We start from the raw sequence: 18978 nt of genomic DNA on the forward strand, positions 1-18978 counted from the left end.
CGATCTATTTCAAACCTACCCAACCCTAAATTGCCACGTCACTCCGTTCCTCGCAATGATAACCCAGAACACTCTGCATCTAAACCCCGTCATCGCGAGCGAAGCGCGGCGATCCACAAAACCAACAGGAAATCATCTAGCACTTTCTAATAACTTAGGACTTAAACTTTCAGAGGCGTAAAAATAGTCAACGATATCCGCTGAATGATTAAAGCCATCCACAATATCATTAACGAGCTTTTGCAGCAGCTCAAAGTCGGAACTTTCAATGGCATTCTTCATCTGCGCAAAAGCAGCGTTCAACGCATCCAATGGAATCAAATACTCATGCGCCTTCATTATTTTAGGATGCTCTGTACCATCGACATTATCGCCAATCAGTAACTCTTCGTAGAGCTTTTCTCCCGGACGCAATCCTGAAAATTGGATTTCAATATCACCCTCACCATTTTCATCAATCACATCAAGTCCAGACAAATGAATCATGCGCTTAGCCAAATCAACAATTTTTACCGGCTCACCCATATCTAGCACGAAGACATCGCCACCAACACCCATTGATCCAGCCTGAATAACCAATGACGCAGCCTCTGGAATCGTCATAAAATATCGATTGATTTCCGGGTGAGTCACCGTAATCGGCCCGCCCTTTTTAATTTGCTGTTTAAAAAGCGGAATCACCGAACCGGAAGAACCCAAAACATTACCAAAACGAACCATTACAAAGCGGGTATTTGAAAACTTCTGCTGCAGAGCTTGTAACGCCAACTCAGCCATACGCTTACTCGCCCCCATAAAATTGGTTGGGCGAACCGCCTTATCGGTAGAGATTAGAACAAAGTTCTTAACACCTTGCTCGGCGGCAGTTTGCGCAATGGTTAGGGTACCAAACGTATTATTGCGAATTCCTTCCGCGATATTATGTTCAACCAAAGGTACATGCTTATACGCAGCGGCATGATAAATCGTTACAACCTGATATTTTCGAATGATTTTTTCTAGCTTATCCCGATCCTGTACAGATCCCAAAATAGAGACTATTTTTACGCCGGACGCCTGCAATTCTTTATCGATTTGATAAAGGGCGTACTCGCTAAGTTCATACAAAATAATCAACGCTGGCTGCAATTTGACAACCTGCCGACATAACTCCGAACCAATCGAGCCACCTGCACCGGAAATAAAAACTACTTGATCTTTAACACACTGTTCCAAAAGTTCCTGTTTTGGAGGCACTGCCTCTCGGCCTAGCAAATCCTCAACACCCACCTCACGAACATCAGAAAATTGTATCTGACCATCCACGATTTGATCTATTGGCGGAAGGATCGATACCTTAACACGCAAAGTTTCAAGCCAACGTAAGATAGTTTTTTTCTTAGCTAAAGATAAGGATGGGATAGCTAAGTAAACATCCGTAACGGCCTGCTCTTCAAGAAGAGCTTCCAAATCATCCGGCTTAAAAACCCTTACTGCGTGAATCACATAATTTTGCAGTTGAGGACTGTCATCAATGAAGCCGACGACCTTCACAAAAGGCATCTTTACAACCGCATTCAATAACTGCTGACCGGCACTCCCAGCCCCATAAATCACAATACGTTTTTTGATTTTACCGTGCGCACGGATCGTCCCTTCATTCAAAATAGAACGCGCGACCAGGCGGCTACCAGTCACCACGAGTAAAGCTAAAAGCCAAGCGATGATCATAGCTGAACGAGGAAAATCCAAATGGAACATAAAATGAATCGCGGCCCATAAAATAAAGGCGATGGAAACTGCTACAAAAACCGTATACGCAAACCAAACACCAATGTAACGTACTACGGCTCGATACAATCCCATGCGGATAAAAACGGGAATAGCCACTAACGGCAAGATAATAATAGCGAACCAATAATCTAACGACGGCCAATGCAACTCACCAAATCGCAAGGCCAGTGCCAGATAGGCAACAACAACCATTAATAAGGTATCAACCGCAACCGAAATTAAACGTTTTTGCCACCGGGGTATAGTCAAAAATGGCGTGAACAGAGAGGTTAATTTAGCCATTGGCAGCCTGCTTAAAGATCATTTGAATAGTATGACAGGTCTTATCGATCTCATCCTGAGTCAAAGTAGGATGTACCAAAAACATTAAGGAAGTTTTCCCTAATTCTTTAGCGACAGGCAAAGGTTCCTTAGGACGAAAATCCGTGCTATCAAAGGCTTTTTCCAAATACACCTCTGAACATGATCCTGAAAAACACGGAACGCCTTGTGCAGAAATTTCATTCATAATTTTGTCGCGATTCCACCCTTCAGCTAATTCAGACGGTTCAACAAACATATAGCATTTATACGCCGCATGCATACAAGCTTTATCAGACACGCAAGAACCATCACACCCTTGGCAATGAAACTCTGGAACACGCAGACCTTTTAAGCTTTTAGCCGCATTCCAAATTTGATTGGCATAAGCGACGCGTTTTGTTGTCCACTCAACCATTCGTTTGAGTTGGATTCGTCCAAGCACTGCCTGCATTTCTGTCATACGCCAGTTAGTACCGAAAGATTCATGCAACCAGCGAAACCCTGGCGGATGCTCGGTATTGTAAACCGCATCCCAAGATTTACCATGATCTTTATAAGCCCACATCGTTTTCCACAAAGCTTCATCATTGGTCGTCACCATGCCACCTTCTCCGCCGGTGGTCATAATCTTATCCTGACAAAAACTCCAAGCACCAATATGCCCGATTGAGCCAACCGCTCTGCCCTTATATTTGGCACCATGAGCTTGAGCACAATCTTCCACCACATACAAAGAATGCTGCTCAGCCAAAGCCATGATCTCATCCAGATCACACGGCCAACCAGCTAAGTGGACGCACACAACCGCTTTGGTCTTAGAGGTTAGTACTGCAGCAATCGTTTCTGCCGTAATGTTTTGCGAATCCCGATCAACATCGGCAAAAACAGGCTTCGCACCGGTATTCACAATCGAAGACACCGAAGCCAAGAAAGTACGGGAAGTAACAATTACCTCATCACCTTCACCAATTCCCAAAGCCTTAAAGGCTACATCTAAAGCCAAAGTGCCATTCGCTAATGCAACCGCATGTTTTGCACAACACCAGGAGGCAAATTCTTTTTCAAATTCACGTCCTTCCTGGCCTGTCCAATAATTTACTTTATTGGATAAAAGTACATTTGAAACTGCATCAGCCTCTTGCTGAGAAAAAGATGGCCAGGGAGAAAAAGGACCGTTTAACATCGAAACACTCCATCAATTAAAAGTTATAAAAGATTAAATTGTTATGAAAAAAACATCTGATATGTTGCGTGAGCACAATATATGATTTCCGTAATTATTCAGAGGTTGCCCTATTTTCGCAACGAACGCACTTCTTGCTCTGATAATCCGGTCATTTCTGCAATGGTTCGATCATCGAAGACTGACAATAAATTTGACGCAATTTCTTTTGCTTTTTCAAAGGAGCCTTCTAAATGCCCTTCCAAGCGACCTTCTAAACGCCCTTCCAAACGCCCTTCTTCTTTTGCTTCGTGCTTAGCCGTGTCGATGACGTTTTTCATGTCTCGGTAGTATTTCAAACTGCTTTCGTAGGCTTGACGCTCTTCTGGATCAAATTTTGCGATTTGCGCTTTTTCAAAAATTCGTAAAAACACTTGCTCTTGAAAACGCGGCGGCACCGATTGCAACAGATGCAAGTTTTTAAATAAATAGAGCCATTTGTCTTGGTCTGTTTCTAACTCGTCTTCTGTTTTGGTAAAACAGGGCATCGTTAAATAGATAAAGGTGCATTTATCGTAAAACACTTGATTATGCTGGTTTTTCAGTTGCACCGTGTGCACCACATCGGTCGAATGTTTATCCTCATCAAATGTAAAGTCTAAAATGCCGATGGTGTACACCGCATTCAGTTTAAAATCCCAATCCCCGCGCTCCGCCTGTTGCTGAATCGGGAAGGTGGCGTAAAACACCGAACGATCTTTAAAAAAATTCTGTTTCGCCTTTTGCAACTCAACAATAAAGTGTTCACCACTTTGGCTCACACAGTTCAGGTCGAACACCGCTCGTCGATCTACCGGTGTTTGCCCCAACTGCTCATTCACTGTAAAACTCAGTGTTTTAATACGGTGTTTTTCAGGCAACAATGTATTTAAAAAAGCAATCAATTGCTCTTTCGAATCTTCTTCACCAAATAACTTTTTAAAGCCATAATCAGTAAATAAGTTTAAGTATTTCTCTTTCATACATCACTCCAAAAACCAAAACACCATTGCCCTATAAAGCTGTCTAGGAGCACGATTTATAGTGCCTTTAACACCCTAACAAATTCACTCGCGATAGCCATTCGGGTTTTGGCTTTGCCAGCGCCAAGCATCAGCACACATGCGCTCGATGCCAAATTCCGCTTTCCAACCCAAAGTTTCATAAGCATAGTCAGGATTGGCATAACACTGCGCTACATCGCCAGGACGTCGTTCAACAATTTGATACTTTACCGGCCGGTTAGAAACCTTCTCAAATGCCTTGACCATATCCAAAACCGAATAACCTTGACCCGTACCCAAATTGACCGTTAAAACGCCTTGTTGTTTTCTTAGTGCCTCAAGTGCTTTCAAATGTCCTTTTGCCAAATCAACCACATGAATGTAATCCCGAACGCCAGTTCCATCATGTGTCGAATAATCACCGCCAAACACCGATAATTGTTCACGCTTGCCAACCGCCACTTGCGCTACAAACGGCATTAAATTATTAGGGATGCCATTCGGGTCTTCACCAATCAAACCGGACTCATGCGCGCCTACCGGGTTGAAATAACGTAACAGGGCAATCGACCATGAATCATCACTGACAATCAAATCACGCATAATGTTCTCCACCATCAATTTCGATGCACCATAAGGGTTTGTCGTTGAAAGCGGGAAATCTTCTGAAATCGGCACCGAAGCAGGATCACCATAAACGGTTGCCGAAGAACTGAAAACAATATTCTTACAATCATTTTCAGCCATTACTTCAAGCAGTTTGACCGAACCCGAAACATTGTTATCGTAGTACATCAACGGCTTTTCAACACTCTCACCCACCGCCTTCAAACCGGCAAAATGCACGACCGATTCAATCGAAAACTGAGCAAACAATAATCGTAACAATGCTAAATCACGAATATCACCTTGAACAAACACAAATCGGCTCTGATCACTGGCTTGTTCAAACCTTTGAAGTTCAACATCGGCAATCTGCGCCACACGACGCATTGATTCCAGCGAACTGTTCGACAAATTATCCAAAACAATCACAGACTGTCCATTCGCCAATAACTCAATGCAAGTGTGTGAACCAATGTAGCCTGCTCCACCAGTAACCAAAATAAAACTCATACTCAAAAAACTCTATAAAATCTGCAAACTAACACTTTGAAGTCTTTGGTTTAGCAGGCACACCGACCACAATTTGATGATCCGAAATATCCGACACGACTGCTGCACCCGCTCCAACCACAACATGGTGACCAATCTTGATACATTGTTTGACTTTCGACCCAATACCAACCCAAGAACAATGGCCGACTTCAACGGCACCCGCTAAATTTGCCCCTGGACTGACATGAACGCCATCCGCTAAGACACAATCATGATCAATGGTCGAAGCAGTATTGATAATGCATGCTTGACCAATTTTGGCAAATGGATTAATCACTGCGCCCGCCATCACAACCGTGCCAGCTTCCAATTTAGCCAAACGGCTGACAATGGCAGCAGGGTGAATCAACACTGGAAAATGAAAACCTAATGCACTCAACTCGACTTGTTTGGTAATTCGTATTGCATTATTACCAATCGCTATAAAACAACCTTGAAAAACCGATACCGAATCAATTAAATCTTGAGTAGTACCTTCAACTGACCAATGTTCGATTTGAGTTAAATTTGGATGCGCATCATCAAAGAAAGAGACTTTCCAACCATTCAATTCAGCAATTTCGGCGACCACCTTGCCGTGCCCACTTGCACCGAGTATCGCAAGATGCTTCATTTTTCTTCGCTACCCGTAAATTTAGACATCGTGGCTTCACCTTCCGCTGAAATGCCATCTCGGACGACAACTTTTTTAAGTGTTAAATAGACAATCTTTATATCCAACCACAACGACCGATTATCGACATACCACACATCCAACTTAAACTTTTCTTCCCAGCTAATCGCATTACGACCATTCACCTGCGCCCAACCAGAAACGCCAGGACGAACTTCATGGCGACGATACTGCTCTTTTGAATAAAGCGGTACATATTCCATTAGCAAAGGACGCGGCCCCACCAAACTCATCTCACCCTTGACCACATTCCACAACTCTGGCAATTCATCCAAGCTGGTGGAACGCAAAAACTTACCAAATTTCGTCAAGCGAATTTCATCAGACAACAATTCACCGTTTTCATCACGCTCATCGGTCATGGTGCGAAACTTAATCATCTTAAATGGCTTGGCATCTTTTCCAGGACGCACCTGAGTAAAAAAGATCGGCGAACCTAACTTTCTGCGCACCAACCACGCAACGATTAAAAAAATAGGCAATAACAGCGGCAAACTCAATAAAATTAAAAATAAATCAAATAATCGTTTCATAAATCTTTAGACCACTATCCAAGGCATCGCTGCCTTTAAACTACCTTTATCCACAACATTCGGATGCGCATCCAAAGCCTTTAACCACTGTTTTAACTTTAACTGCACTTTTGAAACATCTATCGCCTTGGGAAAAAGCTTTGATTTTTTTCGAGGTTGCTCCAAGTGCAACACCACACGAAATTGATGCTTCGCTAAAGCTTTACGTGCGAAACGCTTTTCATCAGCATCGGTTGCATTGTGTTTAGCCGCAATTAATCCATTCAAAGTATCTCGAACTTTTAACGCGATTTCTTCACCTAAGTCAATCGTTTTTGTACGAGGATTGTTACGATAATCTTTAACCTCTATCAACCATGTTTGACAAGTATCGATAAAAACAATATCTACGGCTTTCGTGCCTCCAAAAGCACCATTAAATTGCTTTCGATAAAAAAACCAATCATCATATTTCGTTGCACAATCATCAGCCCTGCTGAACCGAAAATTTAGATGCCCTTCAGTAACAGCATTAGAAAACGCCATATTCAAACCCCAATTTCCATAAAGCGATCCGATTGTGCTAACTCCTCATCAAGCGTGACCAATGTGTGTAAGTCTTCTACCGAATCACCTTGCTCAACAACAACGCCATCATCGCCAGCACGTAATGAGAAGTAGCGTTGTGGTATTTTTCTAAATGCTTTTTGCTGTGAGAGAATCTCTAACTCTCGCAACAAAAATAAAGAATGCGAGGCAATAAAAACCTGTATTCCGTTATTACACAAATGCAAAATAACCTGTGCTACCAACTTAACCAGTTTGGGATTTAAATTCGTTTCAGGCTCATCCCAAAACAAATAACCCTTATCCAATAAAGAACCTGTCGCAATCAACCGTGCCAACATCGCAAGTTTACGCAAACCCTCGGCTACAAGCGGCATTTCCATTTTCCCTGCACCAGGCAAAGACAAATAAAAACGGCCATTGGCATCCAAAACAACACGTCCACCCATGGCCTCTTCAAGCGGTTTTAATAAGCTTGCCGCCTGCTTTTCTCTCGGTCCTTTTAACGCAGGCGCACCCAATAGCAAACAAGCATCTCGATAAGTTTCATCAAATTCTAAATAATGATTGTCATAAATAGATACGAATCCAGGATATAAGGTCAATAACTCTCTAGTCGGTAAAAAAACAGGGGATTTTAATTGCCAAGACTGATTGAGTACATCAATTTGCACTTCCGATTTACTCGAAGTCGCAAACCCCATGGAACAATTTAGACTGGACTCTTCAAATACCAAACTTAACTCACAGCGCTCACGCCCTTGTTTGCGTCTTGCTAAACGCCCCAGCGTCTCTGGACGTAATACATTGACCAATTTATCAGCATAATTTTTTTGTAAGCTAGTTTTAGTCGGAGCATTTGCATTGGGCTTGCGTCCCTCTTCGGCACTCGCAGCAATCAATGCATATACAGATTTTAGAATATGCGACTTACCGCAACCGTTCTCACCAATAATGACATTCAAACCCGAAGAAAAAGAGAAATCTGCTTCACTAAAAACGGTTAAATTTTTGACTTTAAAGCTATTTAACATTCATGATTCCTTTTCCAACGATTATTACTGCGCAACTAGAGCAACCGCACTTAGTAAATTTTTTTGCCAATACCGTATAACGATGCATCGTCACCTAGGTTAAACATGATTTCAGGTGCATATAAACAAACACGAGAACAATTTACCGTGCCAGTTTATCCATTTTAAGTAAGTGTTTGCTTCAAGTTTTAGACGATTTTTTTCCCAACCAAAACACAACTTAACTATCTAAATCCTCTCAAACCGATAAATCAGTCATCTTTGAACTCCGCACGTAACATCTCAAAAGTCGGCAACGAACTGACCTCTTGTGGCGTGAGTTCATAGTTTAAGTAAGACAACATCTCTAGAACTTTTCGAAAACCAATATCGGCAACCCGTCCACTCTCAAAACCACTTAAGGTTGCACGAGCAATGCCCAAATCATCCGCCATCTGCTGCTGACTGATACCGCTGGATTTTCGTGTTTGTTGGATAAAACGCCCAAACTCTTGGAATGTCATTTTGTTCAAAATACCTTACAAAAAATTAAATACAACATTAATTGTACAACATTTTAAACAAAGTTAACGCTAAAGCTCCATAATCTCTAACATCCGTGCATTCACCTTATGCACATCAAATTTCTCTTCTGCTATTTTGCGAGAAGCCAAGCCCATTGGTTCAATTTGCTCATGATTTTCAATAAACCAAATCATTTTTTCAGCCAACGCATCAACATCAAATGCCGGGACAAAAAAACCATTTTCACCCTCAATCACTGTTTCTCTGCATCCTGGAACATCCGTTGTTAAAATTGGGCGCCCAACAGCCATAGCTTCTTGAGAACTTCTTGGCACACCTTCACGAAATGAAGGCAGTACAAACACCGAACTGTTCTCAATCCACTCTAAAACACTATCAACCTGACCTGGGTATTCAATCAGCCCTGAATCCATGCAAGCATGTAATTCACTCTCTGGCAAAGCATTTGGGCTGGTATGGTCGATCGCACCTAGCACCACAAATTCCGCTTCAGGATATTGAGTTTTAACTAATTTTGCCGCCGCTATAAAATCAAAAATGCCTTTTTCTTTGAGAAGTCGTCCAATATACAAAAAACGAATGTTTGAAGATTTCACCGGCCGGTAAGGATATTCTTCAAAATCCAACCCAATCCCACCCAAAACAGAAGTAGTTTTAGCAGGCAGCTTGTGCTCAACTAATAACTCATCACGATCATCAGGATTTAAAAAAAGTAAATGTGTGGTTGCAGGAAAAGCAATACGGTAAAGAAACAACTGAACGCGTTGAATCAACTTAGTTTTAAAAGCCTTACCTTCAGGCTGTTCAGTAAATGCAAAGCCCAATCCTTCAAGCATCGCAATCCGTTGAGGGATTCTGGCTAATTTTGCTGCCAAAGAACCATAAATGACGGGTTTTACAAAATAGGAGAAAACCATATCAGGTTGTATATCGATTAATTGCTTTTTCAAATGAAACATCATCTTTAAATCGGCAATGGGGTTTAAGCCAGAGCGCGATAAATCATAATCAACGGGAACAACTCCCCAATCAATTAATGTCTGTTTTTGCTCTTCGGAATAATCCATCGCAAAAGCAAAAACTTCATGGCCTTTCGATAATAGTTCTTTAATCAATGGGCCACGAAAACCAAGAATGGAAGAAGCGACTGTTCCTATAATGACTATCTTCATAAACTCTTCACTAGCATGAGTATATTAGGAATTTCTAAATTTAAGTATTAATGAAATGGTTCTTAAAAGCAGATAAACAATAGGCGTAAGTTTGTGTTTTGCAGAAAAAAACAAAACCTTCCACTTCAAATTCATTTTATTAATCGGAGCTTTCCGTAAAGACTTAGAATAATGTGAGTTGTTTAAAATTTTGTCTATCGCTTTATATCTTGAAAAAAAGCCTTTCGGGTTTCTTAACTCATTCAATCCTAAACCTATTAGATTAAAAGCGACACGATAATCATATAACTCAAGCAACTTTGTATGGTTACCTAAAAGATTATAAACATAGTTATGTAACTTTGGAAACTGCTCAGATAACAAGGGCTTATAGCCGCTTGTGAGAGAACTTTCATTATCCCTTCTATAGTGTAGATATGGAGAGTCTATAATAAACGCATTCTTGATATGTCTGGCATATTGTAGATTAAAGGGCAAATCTTCATTGCTACCAATTTCCCCATAAGGTAGAAATGTAATCGATTTGTCCCTAATGATTGAAGAGTGAAACAGTTTTCCCCAAACCGTCCCAAAAATATCGAGCTCAGATGGATCCGCCTTTCCCTGATTGATAGGGCAAACTAATAAAGACAAATAATCTTCTTTTTCCAACATCCCTTCAATAGAGAACTTTCTAACTAAAGACATACCAGAAAACTCACGATAATAGGAACATGCAACTAACTCTGAACCATTTGCTTTATCTAAAAGCGCTTTAAACATATCTTTATCAATCCAGTCATCCCCATCAATAAAAACTATAAAATGACCATTAGAGTGCGAGATTCCAGTATTTCTTGCCCCTGAAAGACCTTGGTTTGCCTGAGAGATCACCTTTACTCTATCGTCAATTTTTTGATATTTACTAATAATTTTAGAAGTGTTATCAGTAGAACCATCATTAACCACAATGACATCAAAATCGGTAAACGTCTGATTCAAAATAGAATCTAGACATTTTTCAATATAATCTTGGCCGTTATACACGGGAACAATAGCTGATATCGTTACACTCATTACATTCCCTCTAGTGATAAGCTTTGTCAGTAATCACTTCTTGGAAGTCATTAGAAACCATTGACTGAATCTCCGTTCTGTTGTGATTTTTAATAGCTAGTTGTTTTGCTTGCTGCCTGTAAAAACCTATCTTTTCTGGACATGATGCAAGGTCATTTAAGGTTTCAGAAACCTTATTTAAGCTATCGATGCAAATAGCCGCATTGTTAGCCTTCAAATAAGTAAAACCAGCATGTTCGCTCCAAGCTATGACCATAACAGCACAGCCGCTTGATAGGCAATCCGTTATTTTGGTTGAAAAGGATAATCGAGTCGTTAATCTATATTTCACCTTAAACGACTCAATATGCAGTGCGACATCAGACTCTGAATACCTTTGTTGCAACTCATTGCTCGAGATAAGACCGTGAAAAAATGTATTTTGTTTATCATTGAGAACTGCAAGTTCAGGTTCACTTGGTTGGTAGCCAGAATAAATATGTAATCCAAATTTTGAGGCATCTTTGTTTAAAATTTGGATTGCTTTGGCAAGTTCGATTAACACGTTTAAACGACCAACATAAAGATTTCCAGCAAATATAAGTTTTATTGGAGGTGACGTAGTTTTTGCAACAGAGAGATTTGTTAAACTCACGGGCTTTTTCAAAATTTTCATTGGACAGTGAACAATAGGTGCCGTTTCATCCATTTGTTCTTTGGTCATGGTGTAGAGTAAAGAGTATATCTTTGAAGTATTTATCACCGTTTTACGCATCAAAATTCTGTTAATCCAGAAGATTGGAGATAAAGAAAATTGGCGATAACCAATAAAGTCATCAGATATATAAGAAATTACAGGCTTATTTGTGACTTTATGGATATGACGCACCAATTGGTGCATAAAAAAGCTGCCATAGCATGGCGCAAAAATAACGTCTGGTGACGTTTCCTTTATAAATCTATCCAGCGTTTTATTTTTCCAATTAGAGGATAGCCAAAGAATATCTTTTAATACTCTTAAAGACTCGGAATTAAATTTTTTTAGAAGTTTAACAACTCGATTCTCTTTTGAATCAGGCGATATGATTTCTTTTTTAGAATCTGTAGAAGCTTTTGAAGTTATAAAACTTTTACCAATTTCTTTACGGGACAAAACTCTAGATAAGACCATTTGATCAGTCATTTGAAAATAGTTATTACATACTGAGTTTTGAGGTTTTCCTGGATTACAATAAATTTGGGAGAACTCAGCATCCATTCCTGAAAATAGATTACTAAGCACGTTGCCACCATTGGTATCATCGCGCCAAGTTTCTGCGGAAACAATTAAGACTTTCACGAGATTAACTTCTTTTTTAGTAAATAAATTAATTGCAGTAAGCGAGAAAAATTATTCAAACCAATAACCCTAATCAAGTTATAACTGGCCGTGTATTTCAAACTGCCAAAACTTAGTAAATCCAGTAGTTTCAAAATATCTGGTTTCACAGACATTTTTTCTGTCGAAGATAATTGACTATACATCAATATTGATATGGCCAAATGATAAGCTAAATATTTAAGGATATGTGTGTCTGCATTTTTGAATAATTTTTCAGAGATTGTTTTGGTTTTCCATTTTTCAATAACCCATAAAAGATCTTGCAAGTGTTTTAAGTTTGGCGTCATGGTTATGGAACCATTTCTGAATTTTCTGTAAACATGGAAAACATCGTCCACGTAGTCTATTTTCTCAGAAACACTGATTACTTCGAATAACCAATCAATATCTTCAGCCCTTCTTCCTTGACTAAAATGTATAGAGCATTTTTTTAGTAAACTGCTCTTGACTACAGTAACCCAAGCTGCGCCAGGAAAAAGCCCTGAATCAATTGATGATCTGATGAAGTTCAAGTTATCCGTTGGAGAGCTAAGTACGCTTGAATACAGGCTCTGGGGTTCTATAACTTTCCCCGTTGAACATAAGTAATCTTTTGAATGAAATAAAAGTAAGTCAGCAGAATTACTTTTTAATTTAGTTGCAATATTTTGTAAAGCATCTGAAGAATCCCAAAAATCATCACTGTCTAAAAAAATAAGATACTGGCCTTTTGAATTATCTACACCTGTATTTCTTGCTACTGATGAACCTAAGTTTTTTGATAAGTCTATTAAGCGAATATTTTGTTCCTTTGCAGAATACTCTTCACAAATAGGTAACGAGTTATCGGTTGAACAGTCATTCACTAGAATTATTTCAAAATCTCTATAAGTCTGGTTCAAAACGGAATCAACACATTGACTCAAATAATCAGCGACATTGTAAACAGGAATAATTATTGAGAAATAAGGCATTTACGTTACCAAAATTATGGGGATTGCCAGAAGAAATAATATTCCCCACCGGCACCGCCTTTAAAAAACATAACTACTAACAAGGCTGTTAGCACTATATATACTAAAGCTTTCTCACGGCCATGAAATCCTCTTACTATTTCAGGTATGAGCAATAATAAGAAAATCGAGAAATATTGAACCACTCTCATGGCGGAAGGGTTGACAAAGGTTAATGGTAAAAAAAACATTGCCAATACATAAGCATTAATAAATGTATTAGACAAAACGTTATTTTCAACTATGTATTTATATTTCCAAATCGTTGCGACACCAATTAAGAACATTAACAATGTAAAAGTATAAGTCGCAGCGCCTTCGTAAACACCATATTCCTCCAAGCCAGCTAAAGCTTTAAAAAAGCTGGAAATCGGTTCTCTGAAAATAAACAAAATTGGCCATAAGGCCAGAAAAAATATCAGATATGCCCTTTTTAAATTCATATTAAACAAGAAATAAAATACGACAAACACCAAAGCACTTTTATGTATTGTTGCGGCGACTAGAACCACAAGTAAAAACCATAAAAGTTTTCGTTTAATAATTAACTCGTATCCAATAAATACCACTAAAGCTGTTGCTATGGTCTGTCTGATACCAGTGATTGAAAAGAATGCAAAGAAAAGAATGGAGTAAATCAGAAAACTCAAAAAAACATCCGACGAATACTTATAAATCCATCTGGTCATTAAGCCTGTAAACATTGTAGCTACTATCAAAAGATACGCTGTGTAGTCAAAAATAAAGGTTTGAGTAAATTTTTCGAAAATAGGATAGCCAGGATCTTTACCACCAATAACACCAACAGATATAGCCACAAATTTTAGCCATAATTCACTCCAGGAGTAGTCATTGACTTGAATGTACCCATCCATATAAACAGAAGTATCATCACCAACAGATTCATGTCTTAAACCTGATATCAGAATCCAATTCAATCCAGCAGCAACAGAAAAAATTAATGCCCCTTGCTTATTTGATGCCTTTCTTAAACCACCAATTTTGAACCTTATAAAAAAAGCGAAGATTATAATAAACACAATATTAACTGTATAAATAGACATGAAAAATTAAAACCCTATGGACTTATACAATTTCATGTAATCCAAAACACGATCATAGATATTAAAATTAGCTAAGGCAAATTCCCTGCATTCCTTAGAATAGGATTTTCTTGTTTCACTTTTAATTTTATTCAATGACGCAATTACACTTACTTTATCATTTGTATCAACAATATATCCAGTTCTACCTTCAACGACTAGCTCTGGATTAGCCGTTTTTTTTGAAGTAATTACTGGGGTTCCGCAAGATAATGACTCCGCAATGACTTTTCCGAAACTTTCCTCAGTTGAAAGGTTCAGATAAGCATCTGCGCTTGAATATAATGATGATAATTCCCGAACATCGTGTGTTTCTGCGATATTCACAATACCTGAATAAAGTTCAAAATCTTGTGGTAGGTTCCCGATCAACACAATTAAGAAGTTATTGTCTAACAGTGGCCTTAGTTGATTAAATTTAGCTAAGCCTTTATCTAAACTCCAATTTGAAGCGACGGCAAGTACAATAAAAGTACTGGGATCAACTTCCCACTTTTTGCACCACATAGCTTTTTTTTCTGTTTCAGGTTTAAAAACATCAGTATCAATCCAATTGTAAATTCTTTTAAATTCAGCCTTTTCTAGAATAGGAGATTGTTTAGCCTCATTTGTAATCCAGTCAGAAACACCTATTACCGTTAAATTCTTAATATCATGTAACCAATGTTTTTTGTCGTATAGCATTTTTGTGGAACGATCAAAAATCCAACTTGGGTTATCTTTTTTTAATCTTGGACAATTACCACAGCTGTCTTGCCATTTATGGCAATTATCCACAGTGTAATGCACACATCGACCTGTATAAAACCAGCAATCATGAAGTGTAATTATTACTGCAATGCTGTTAGCTTGAATATATTGGAACAATAGTTCTAAATTAATAAAATTAGAATGAAGGTTATTTAAATGAATAATATGGGGTTTGACTTGTTCCAAATAATGAATAAATTTTTTGGTTGCCCTGCCAGAAGCGTAACCTTGTAAACCAGTCAAGCGATTATATAAAGCATGTATTTTCCGATCTAAAGGGTCTCCAATCAATGTTCCATTTTCTGGGGCAAAAGGCCCTTCAATGGCATATGCAGAGTGCATTTCAATGCCATGATTTTTAGCTGCTTCAGCCAGCTCCAAACAATTTCGACCCGTACTTGAAACACCATAAACAGCGTTAATTTGGACGACTTTAATTAATTTATCCATTATATTAGTATTTCTTCCACACCACGCGGTTTACATAATCAGTATAGCTATGAATGATTCGCACGATTTTGTCGGACACATTCGGCATCGAATAATCATACACTTGGCGAATTAAACGCTCATTATCACGTAGCTGAGTATCAATAATCGCTAAACTTTGCAAGATTCGCTCTTTTTGCAACCCGGTCATAATCACTGCCGCTTCTTCCATGCCTTCTGGGCGTTCATGGGCTTCACGTAAATTTAAAGCCGGAAAGTTCATAATCGACGATTCTTCATTGATGGTTCCGCTATCAGATAAAACAGCCTTAGCGCACAATTGAAGTTTGTTGTAATCCTTAAACCCTAATGGTTTTAAAAATTGAATCAACGGATGAATCTCTATGCCAGTTTGATCAACTCTTTGAGAATTAAATTCCGCTGCTAATTGATCAATTCGCTTTTGCGTTCTTGGATGAGTCGAAACAATCACCGGCATTTGATAATTTTCCGCAATCGCATTTAACGACTCCATTAAATTAACAAAGTTCTTGTCCGAATCAATATTCTCTTCTCGATGCGCGCTTACGACAAAAAACTGATGCTTATTAAGTTCTAATCGCTCTAATACATCCGAAGCCTCAATACCGTCGCGATAGGTATTCAACACCTCAAACATTGGGCTACCCGTTTTTATCACTCTATCGGCCGGTAAACCTTCTGCTAACAAATAATCACGAGCGATAGAACTATAGGTTAAATTCATATCTGCCATATGATCGACTAAGCGGCGATTGATTTCTTCTGGCACCCGCTGATCGAAACAGCGGTTACCTGCTTCCATGTGAAATACTGGAATTTTACGACGTTTCGCAGGTAATACCGACATACAACTATTGGTATCGCCCAATACCAAAACCGCTTCAGGCTCTACTTCTGCAAGTACTTTATCCACAGCAATAATGACATTACCAATCGTTTCTGCACCTGATTTTCCAGCAGCACCTAAAAAATAATCTGGCTTACGAATCCCTAAATCATTAAAAAAGATTTCATTGAGTTCATAATCGTAATTTTGCCCAGTATGAACCAAAATATGCTCGCAATGCTCATCTAGTTTTTGCATCACACAGGCTAGGCGAATAATTTCCGGGCGTGTGCCAACCACGGTCACCACTTTTAGTTTTTTCATATTATTCATTCTCTACAAAACCTTATAAGCAACGGTATCGGGTTTTTTAGGGTTAAAATTCTCATTCGCCCAAAGCATCACCACCATTTCATCATCGCCGACATTGGTAATGTCGTGCGCCCAACCCGGCACGGTTTCCACGATTTCAGGTTGATCGCCCGAGGTAAAAATCTCACTCACTTCATCGGTCACAATATGGCGAAACCCAAAACGTGCTTTGCCCTTAATCACCAAAAACTTCTCGGTTTTCACATGATGATAATGCCCACCACGAGTCACCCCTGGATGAGCGGTAAAAAACGAAAATTGCCCAGAATCTTTGGTCTTAAGCATCTCAACAAACACCCCGCGCGGGTCTTCGTGCTTGGTCAATGGATAATTAAAATCATCCGGTGAAATATAACTAATATAGGTGGCATACAACACCCGCATAAACCCATCACCTACCGCTTCGGTAATTAAAGTCTCACGACTAGCTTTAAACTGCTGTAACTGTTCAGCTAATTGTCCGACGGTAGTTTGATAAACCGGTTCAACATCAATATGCAAAGTTTCTTTTGGTTGTTCAGTCATAACCTTGATAAACGAAGTGACCACATCACCAATGTGGACTAAATTCATTTGAGCATCGGGGTCATTAATTTGAATCGGCAAATCGTGGCTGATATTGTGGCAAAAGGTCGCGACTACCGAGTTGTAATTCGGTTTGCACCACTTACCAAACACATTTGGTAAGCGATAAATATACACCCGGTTTTCGGATTCCATGTAAAGGTTCAGCAAATGCATCTCGGCTTGCAATTTACTGCGTCCATAGGGATTCATGCGCTCCACTTGGATGGATGATGATAAAACAATTGGTATCTGGCGCCCACTAGCGCGAATCGCACCACAAATCAACTTGGTTAAATCTGCATTACCTTCAAAAAATTCTCTTTCTTCTTTTGGGCGATTCACACCCGCCAAGTGAAAAATAAAATCCACTTGCGCTACCAGGCCTGATAAATCCGCAGAATTCGATTCACGCGTAAACTTAATCACCTCCAGGTCAGTGCGACGCTGCAAGGTCACACATAAATTTTTACCAATAAAGCCTTCAGCACCGGTTACTAAAACTTTCATCGTTACTCCTCAGGCGTGGCGTATTCGCCGTTGGCGATTTTTTGCATAAACTCGAGTCTTAACAATAACTGTTTCATGCCTTCAATATCCAAACGGTCTGTATTATGCGAATTGTAATCTTCTAATTCAGAAACCTGCTTATCGCCCTCTTCAACGTATTTTGAGTAGTTCAAATCACGCAAATCTGGAGGGATCCGGAAATAATCTCCCATATCTTCAGCGCAAGCCATCTCTTCACGACTACACAAGACCTCGAAAAGCTTTTCACCATGTCTTGTACCAATAACATCAATTGAATGATCTGGTAATCCCATCATTTCACGTAATGCAATGGCAAGCATTTTTACAGTGGCCGCAGGTGCTTTTTGTACGAAAATGTCGCCGTTATTCCCATGCTTAAATGCATACAGCACCAAATCGACTGCATCAGCCAAAGTCATCATAAAACGCGTCATATTTGGATCGGTAATCGTAAGGTTTTTACCTGCACGCATCTGTTCAATAAACAATGGGATTACTGAACCACGAGAAGCCATTACGTTTCCATATCGAGTACCACAGATTACTGTTTGTGCATCGTCCACTTCGCGAGACTTAGCAACAAACACCTTTTCCATCATCGCCTTGGAAGTACCCATCGCATTAATCGGATACACTGCTTTATCGGTACTTAAACAAACGACTCGCTTTACACCATTTTGAATCGCCGCTTCTAAAACATTATCCGTGCCTATTACATTTGTTTGCACCGCCTGCATTGGATAAAACTCACAAGAAGGCACTTGTTTCAAAGCGGCCGCATGAAAAATAAAATCTACGCCGCGTGTCGCACTCAACACTGAATTAAAATCACGAACATCACCAATGTAAAACTTTAACTTTGAATTTGCATAACGCTTACGCATATCATCTTGCTTTTTCTCATCACGTGAAAAAATACGGATTTCTTTTAAATCAGAATCTAAAAATCTTTTCAATACTGCATTGCCAAATGAACCAGTCCCGCCAGTAATCAATAGAGTTTTTCCATTAAACATAGTCTTGCCTTAATT

The 18978-nt window shown here is 39.4% G+C and carries 18 protein-coding genes; all 18 read right to left on the minus strand.

What is annotated here, in order from left to right:
- Nucleotides 1-132: 132 nt before the first annotated feature.
- The 18 genes from J3998_RS01850 to J3998_RS01935 all read right to left on the minus strand — a co-directional run bounded on the left by J3998_RS01850 (nt 133) and on the right by J3998_RS01935 (nt 18963).
- Nucleotides 133-2055, minus strand: coding sequence for a polysaccharide biosynthesis protein (locus J3998_RS01850; protein ID WP_208147060.1), 1923 nt, complete (start codon nt 2053-2055; stop codon nt 133-135).
- Complete coding sequence (locus J3998_RS01855; protein ID WP_208147061.1) at nt 2048-3259, minus strand: DegT/DnrJ/EryC1/StrS family aminotransferase; 1212 nt, start codon at nt 3257-3259, stop codon at nt 2048-2050. Before J3998_RS01855 ends, J3998_RS01850 begins: the two co-directional genes overlap by 8 nt.
- Nucleotides 3260-3369: 110 nt before the next feature.
- Nucleotides 3370-4260: an Rpn family recombination-promoting nuclease/putative transposase gene (locus J3998_RS01860; protein ID WP_208147063.1), complete on the minus strand. Its 891-nt coding sequence runs from the start codon at nt 4258-4260 to the stop codon at nt 3370-3372.
- An 84-nt stretch (nt 4261-4344) separates the two neighbouring features.
- The gene (galE, locus tag J3998_RS01865) at nt 4345-5397 is read right to left on the minus strand and encodes a UDP-glucose 4-epimerase GalE (RefSeq protein ID WP_208147066.1); all 1053 of its coding nucleotides are present in this window, start codon (nt 5395-5397) and stop codon (nt 4345-4347) included.
- 28 nt (nt 5398-5425) lie between these two features.
- Nucleotides 5426-6052 carry an acetyltransferase gene (locus J3998_RS01870; protein ID WP_208147068.1) on the minus strand — a complete coding sequence of 209 codons (627 nt, stop codon included), beginning with the start codon at nt 6050-6052 and terminating at the stop codon, nt 5426-5428.
- Nucleotides 6049-6645 carry a sugar transferase gene (locus J3998_RS01875; RefSeq protein ID WP_208147069.1) on the minus strand — a complete coding sequence of 199 codons (597 nt, stop codon included), beginning with the start codon at nt 6643-6645 and terminating at the stop codon, nt 6049-6051. The genes J3998_RS01870 and J3998_RS01875 overlap by 4 nt, the downstream gene beginning before the upstream one ends.
- A 6-nt stretch (nt 6646-6651) precedes the next feature.
- Nucleotides 6652-7170, minus strand: coding sequence for a cysteine--tRNA ligase (locus J3998_RS01880; RefSeq protein ID WP_208147071.1), 519 nt, complete (start codon nt 7168-7170; stop codon nt 6652-6654).
- Nucleotides 7171-7172: 2 nt separating this feature from the next.
- Nucleotides 7173-8225, minus strand: a complete 1053-nt coding sequence (locus J3998_RS01885) for an AAA family ATPase (protein WP_208147073.1) — start codon at nt 8223-8225, stop codon at nt 7173-7175.
- Nucleotides 8226-8476: 251 nt separating this feature from the next.
- Nucleotides 8477-8728, minus strand: coding sequence for a helix-turn-helix domain-containing protein (locus J3998_RS01890; RefSeq protein ID WP_208147083.1), 252 nt, complete (start codon nt 8726-8728; stop codon nt 8477-8479).
- A 69-nt stretch (nt 8729-8797) separates the two neighbouring features.
- Complete coding sequence (locus J3998_RS01895) at nt 8798-9922, minus strand: glycosyltransferase family 4 protein (protein ID WP_208147085.1); 1125 nt, start codon at nt 9920-9922, stop codon at nt 8798-8800.
- A gap of 24 nt (nt 9923-9946) precedes the next feature.
- Nucleotides 9947-10978 carry a glycosyltransferase family 2 protein gene (locus J3998_RS01900; RefSeq protein WP_208147087.1) on the minus strand — a complete coding sequence of 344 codons (1032 nt, stop codon included), beginning with the start codon at nt 10976-10978 and terminating at the stop codon, nt 9947-9949.
- Nucleotides 10979-10988: 10 nt separating this feature from the next.
- Nucleotides 10989-12296, minus strand: coding sequence for a glycosyltransferase family protein (locus tag J3998_RS01905; RefSeq protein WP_208147089.1), 1308 nt, complete (start codon nt 12294-12296; stop codon nt 10989-10991).
- Nucleotides 12293-13291 carry a glycosyltransferase gene (locus J3998_RS01910; protein ID WP_208147091.1) on the minus strand — a complete coding sequence of 333 codons (999 nt, stop codon included), beginning with the start codon at nt 13289-13291 and terminating at the stop codon, nt 12293-12295. Before J3998_RS01910 ends, J3998_RS01905 begins: the two co-directional genes overlap by 4 nt.
- Before the next feature lie 14 nt (nt 13292-13305).
- Nucleotides 13306-14394 (minus strand): EpsG family protein, encoded by a 1089-nt coding sequence (locus J3998_RS01915; protein ID WP_208147093.1) that lies wholly within the window; start codon nt 14392-14394, stop codon nt 13306-13308.
- A gap of 6 nt (nt 14395-14400) precedes the next feature.
- Nucleotides 14401-15633 (minus strand): glycosyltransferase, encoded by a 1233-nt coding sequence (locus J3998_RS01920; RefSeq protein ID WP_208147095.1) that lies wholly within the window; start codon nt 15631-15633, stop codon nt 14401-14403.
- A 4-nt stretch (nt 15634-15637) separates the two neighbouring features.
- Nucleotides 15638-16804 carry a non-hydrolyzing UDP-N-acetylglucosamine 2-epimerase gene (wecB, locus tag J3998_RS01925; protein WP_208147097.1) on the minus strand — a complete coding sequence of 389 codons (1167 nt, stop codon included), beginning with the start codon at nt 16802-16804 and terminating at the stop codon, nt 15638-15640.
- A 12-nt stretch (nt 16805-16816) separates the two neighbouring features.
- Complete coding sequence (gene wbjC / locus J3998_RS01930; RefSeq protein WP_208147099.1) at nt 16817-17926, minus strand: UDP-2-acetamido-2,6-beta-L-arabino-hexul-4-ose reductase; 1110 nt, start codon at nt 17924-17926, stop codon at nt 16817-16819.
- A 2-nt stretch (nt 17927-17928) separates the two neighbouring features.
- Nucleotides 17929-18963, minus strand: a complete 1035-nt coding sequence (locus J3998_RS01935; protein WP_208147101.1) for a polysaccharide biosynthesis protein — start codon at nt 18961-18963, stop codon at nt 17929-17931.
- Nucleotides 18964-18978 lie beyond the last annotated feature (15 nt).

Source organism: Thiomicrorhabdus marina (genome assembly GCF_017571465.1).
Lineage (GTDB): Bacteria > Pseudomonadota > Gammaproteobacteria > Thiomicrospirales > Thiomicrospiraceae > Thiomicrorhabdus > Thiomicrorhabdus marina.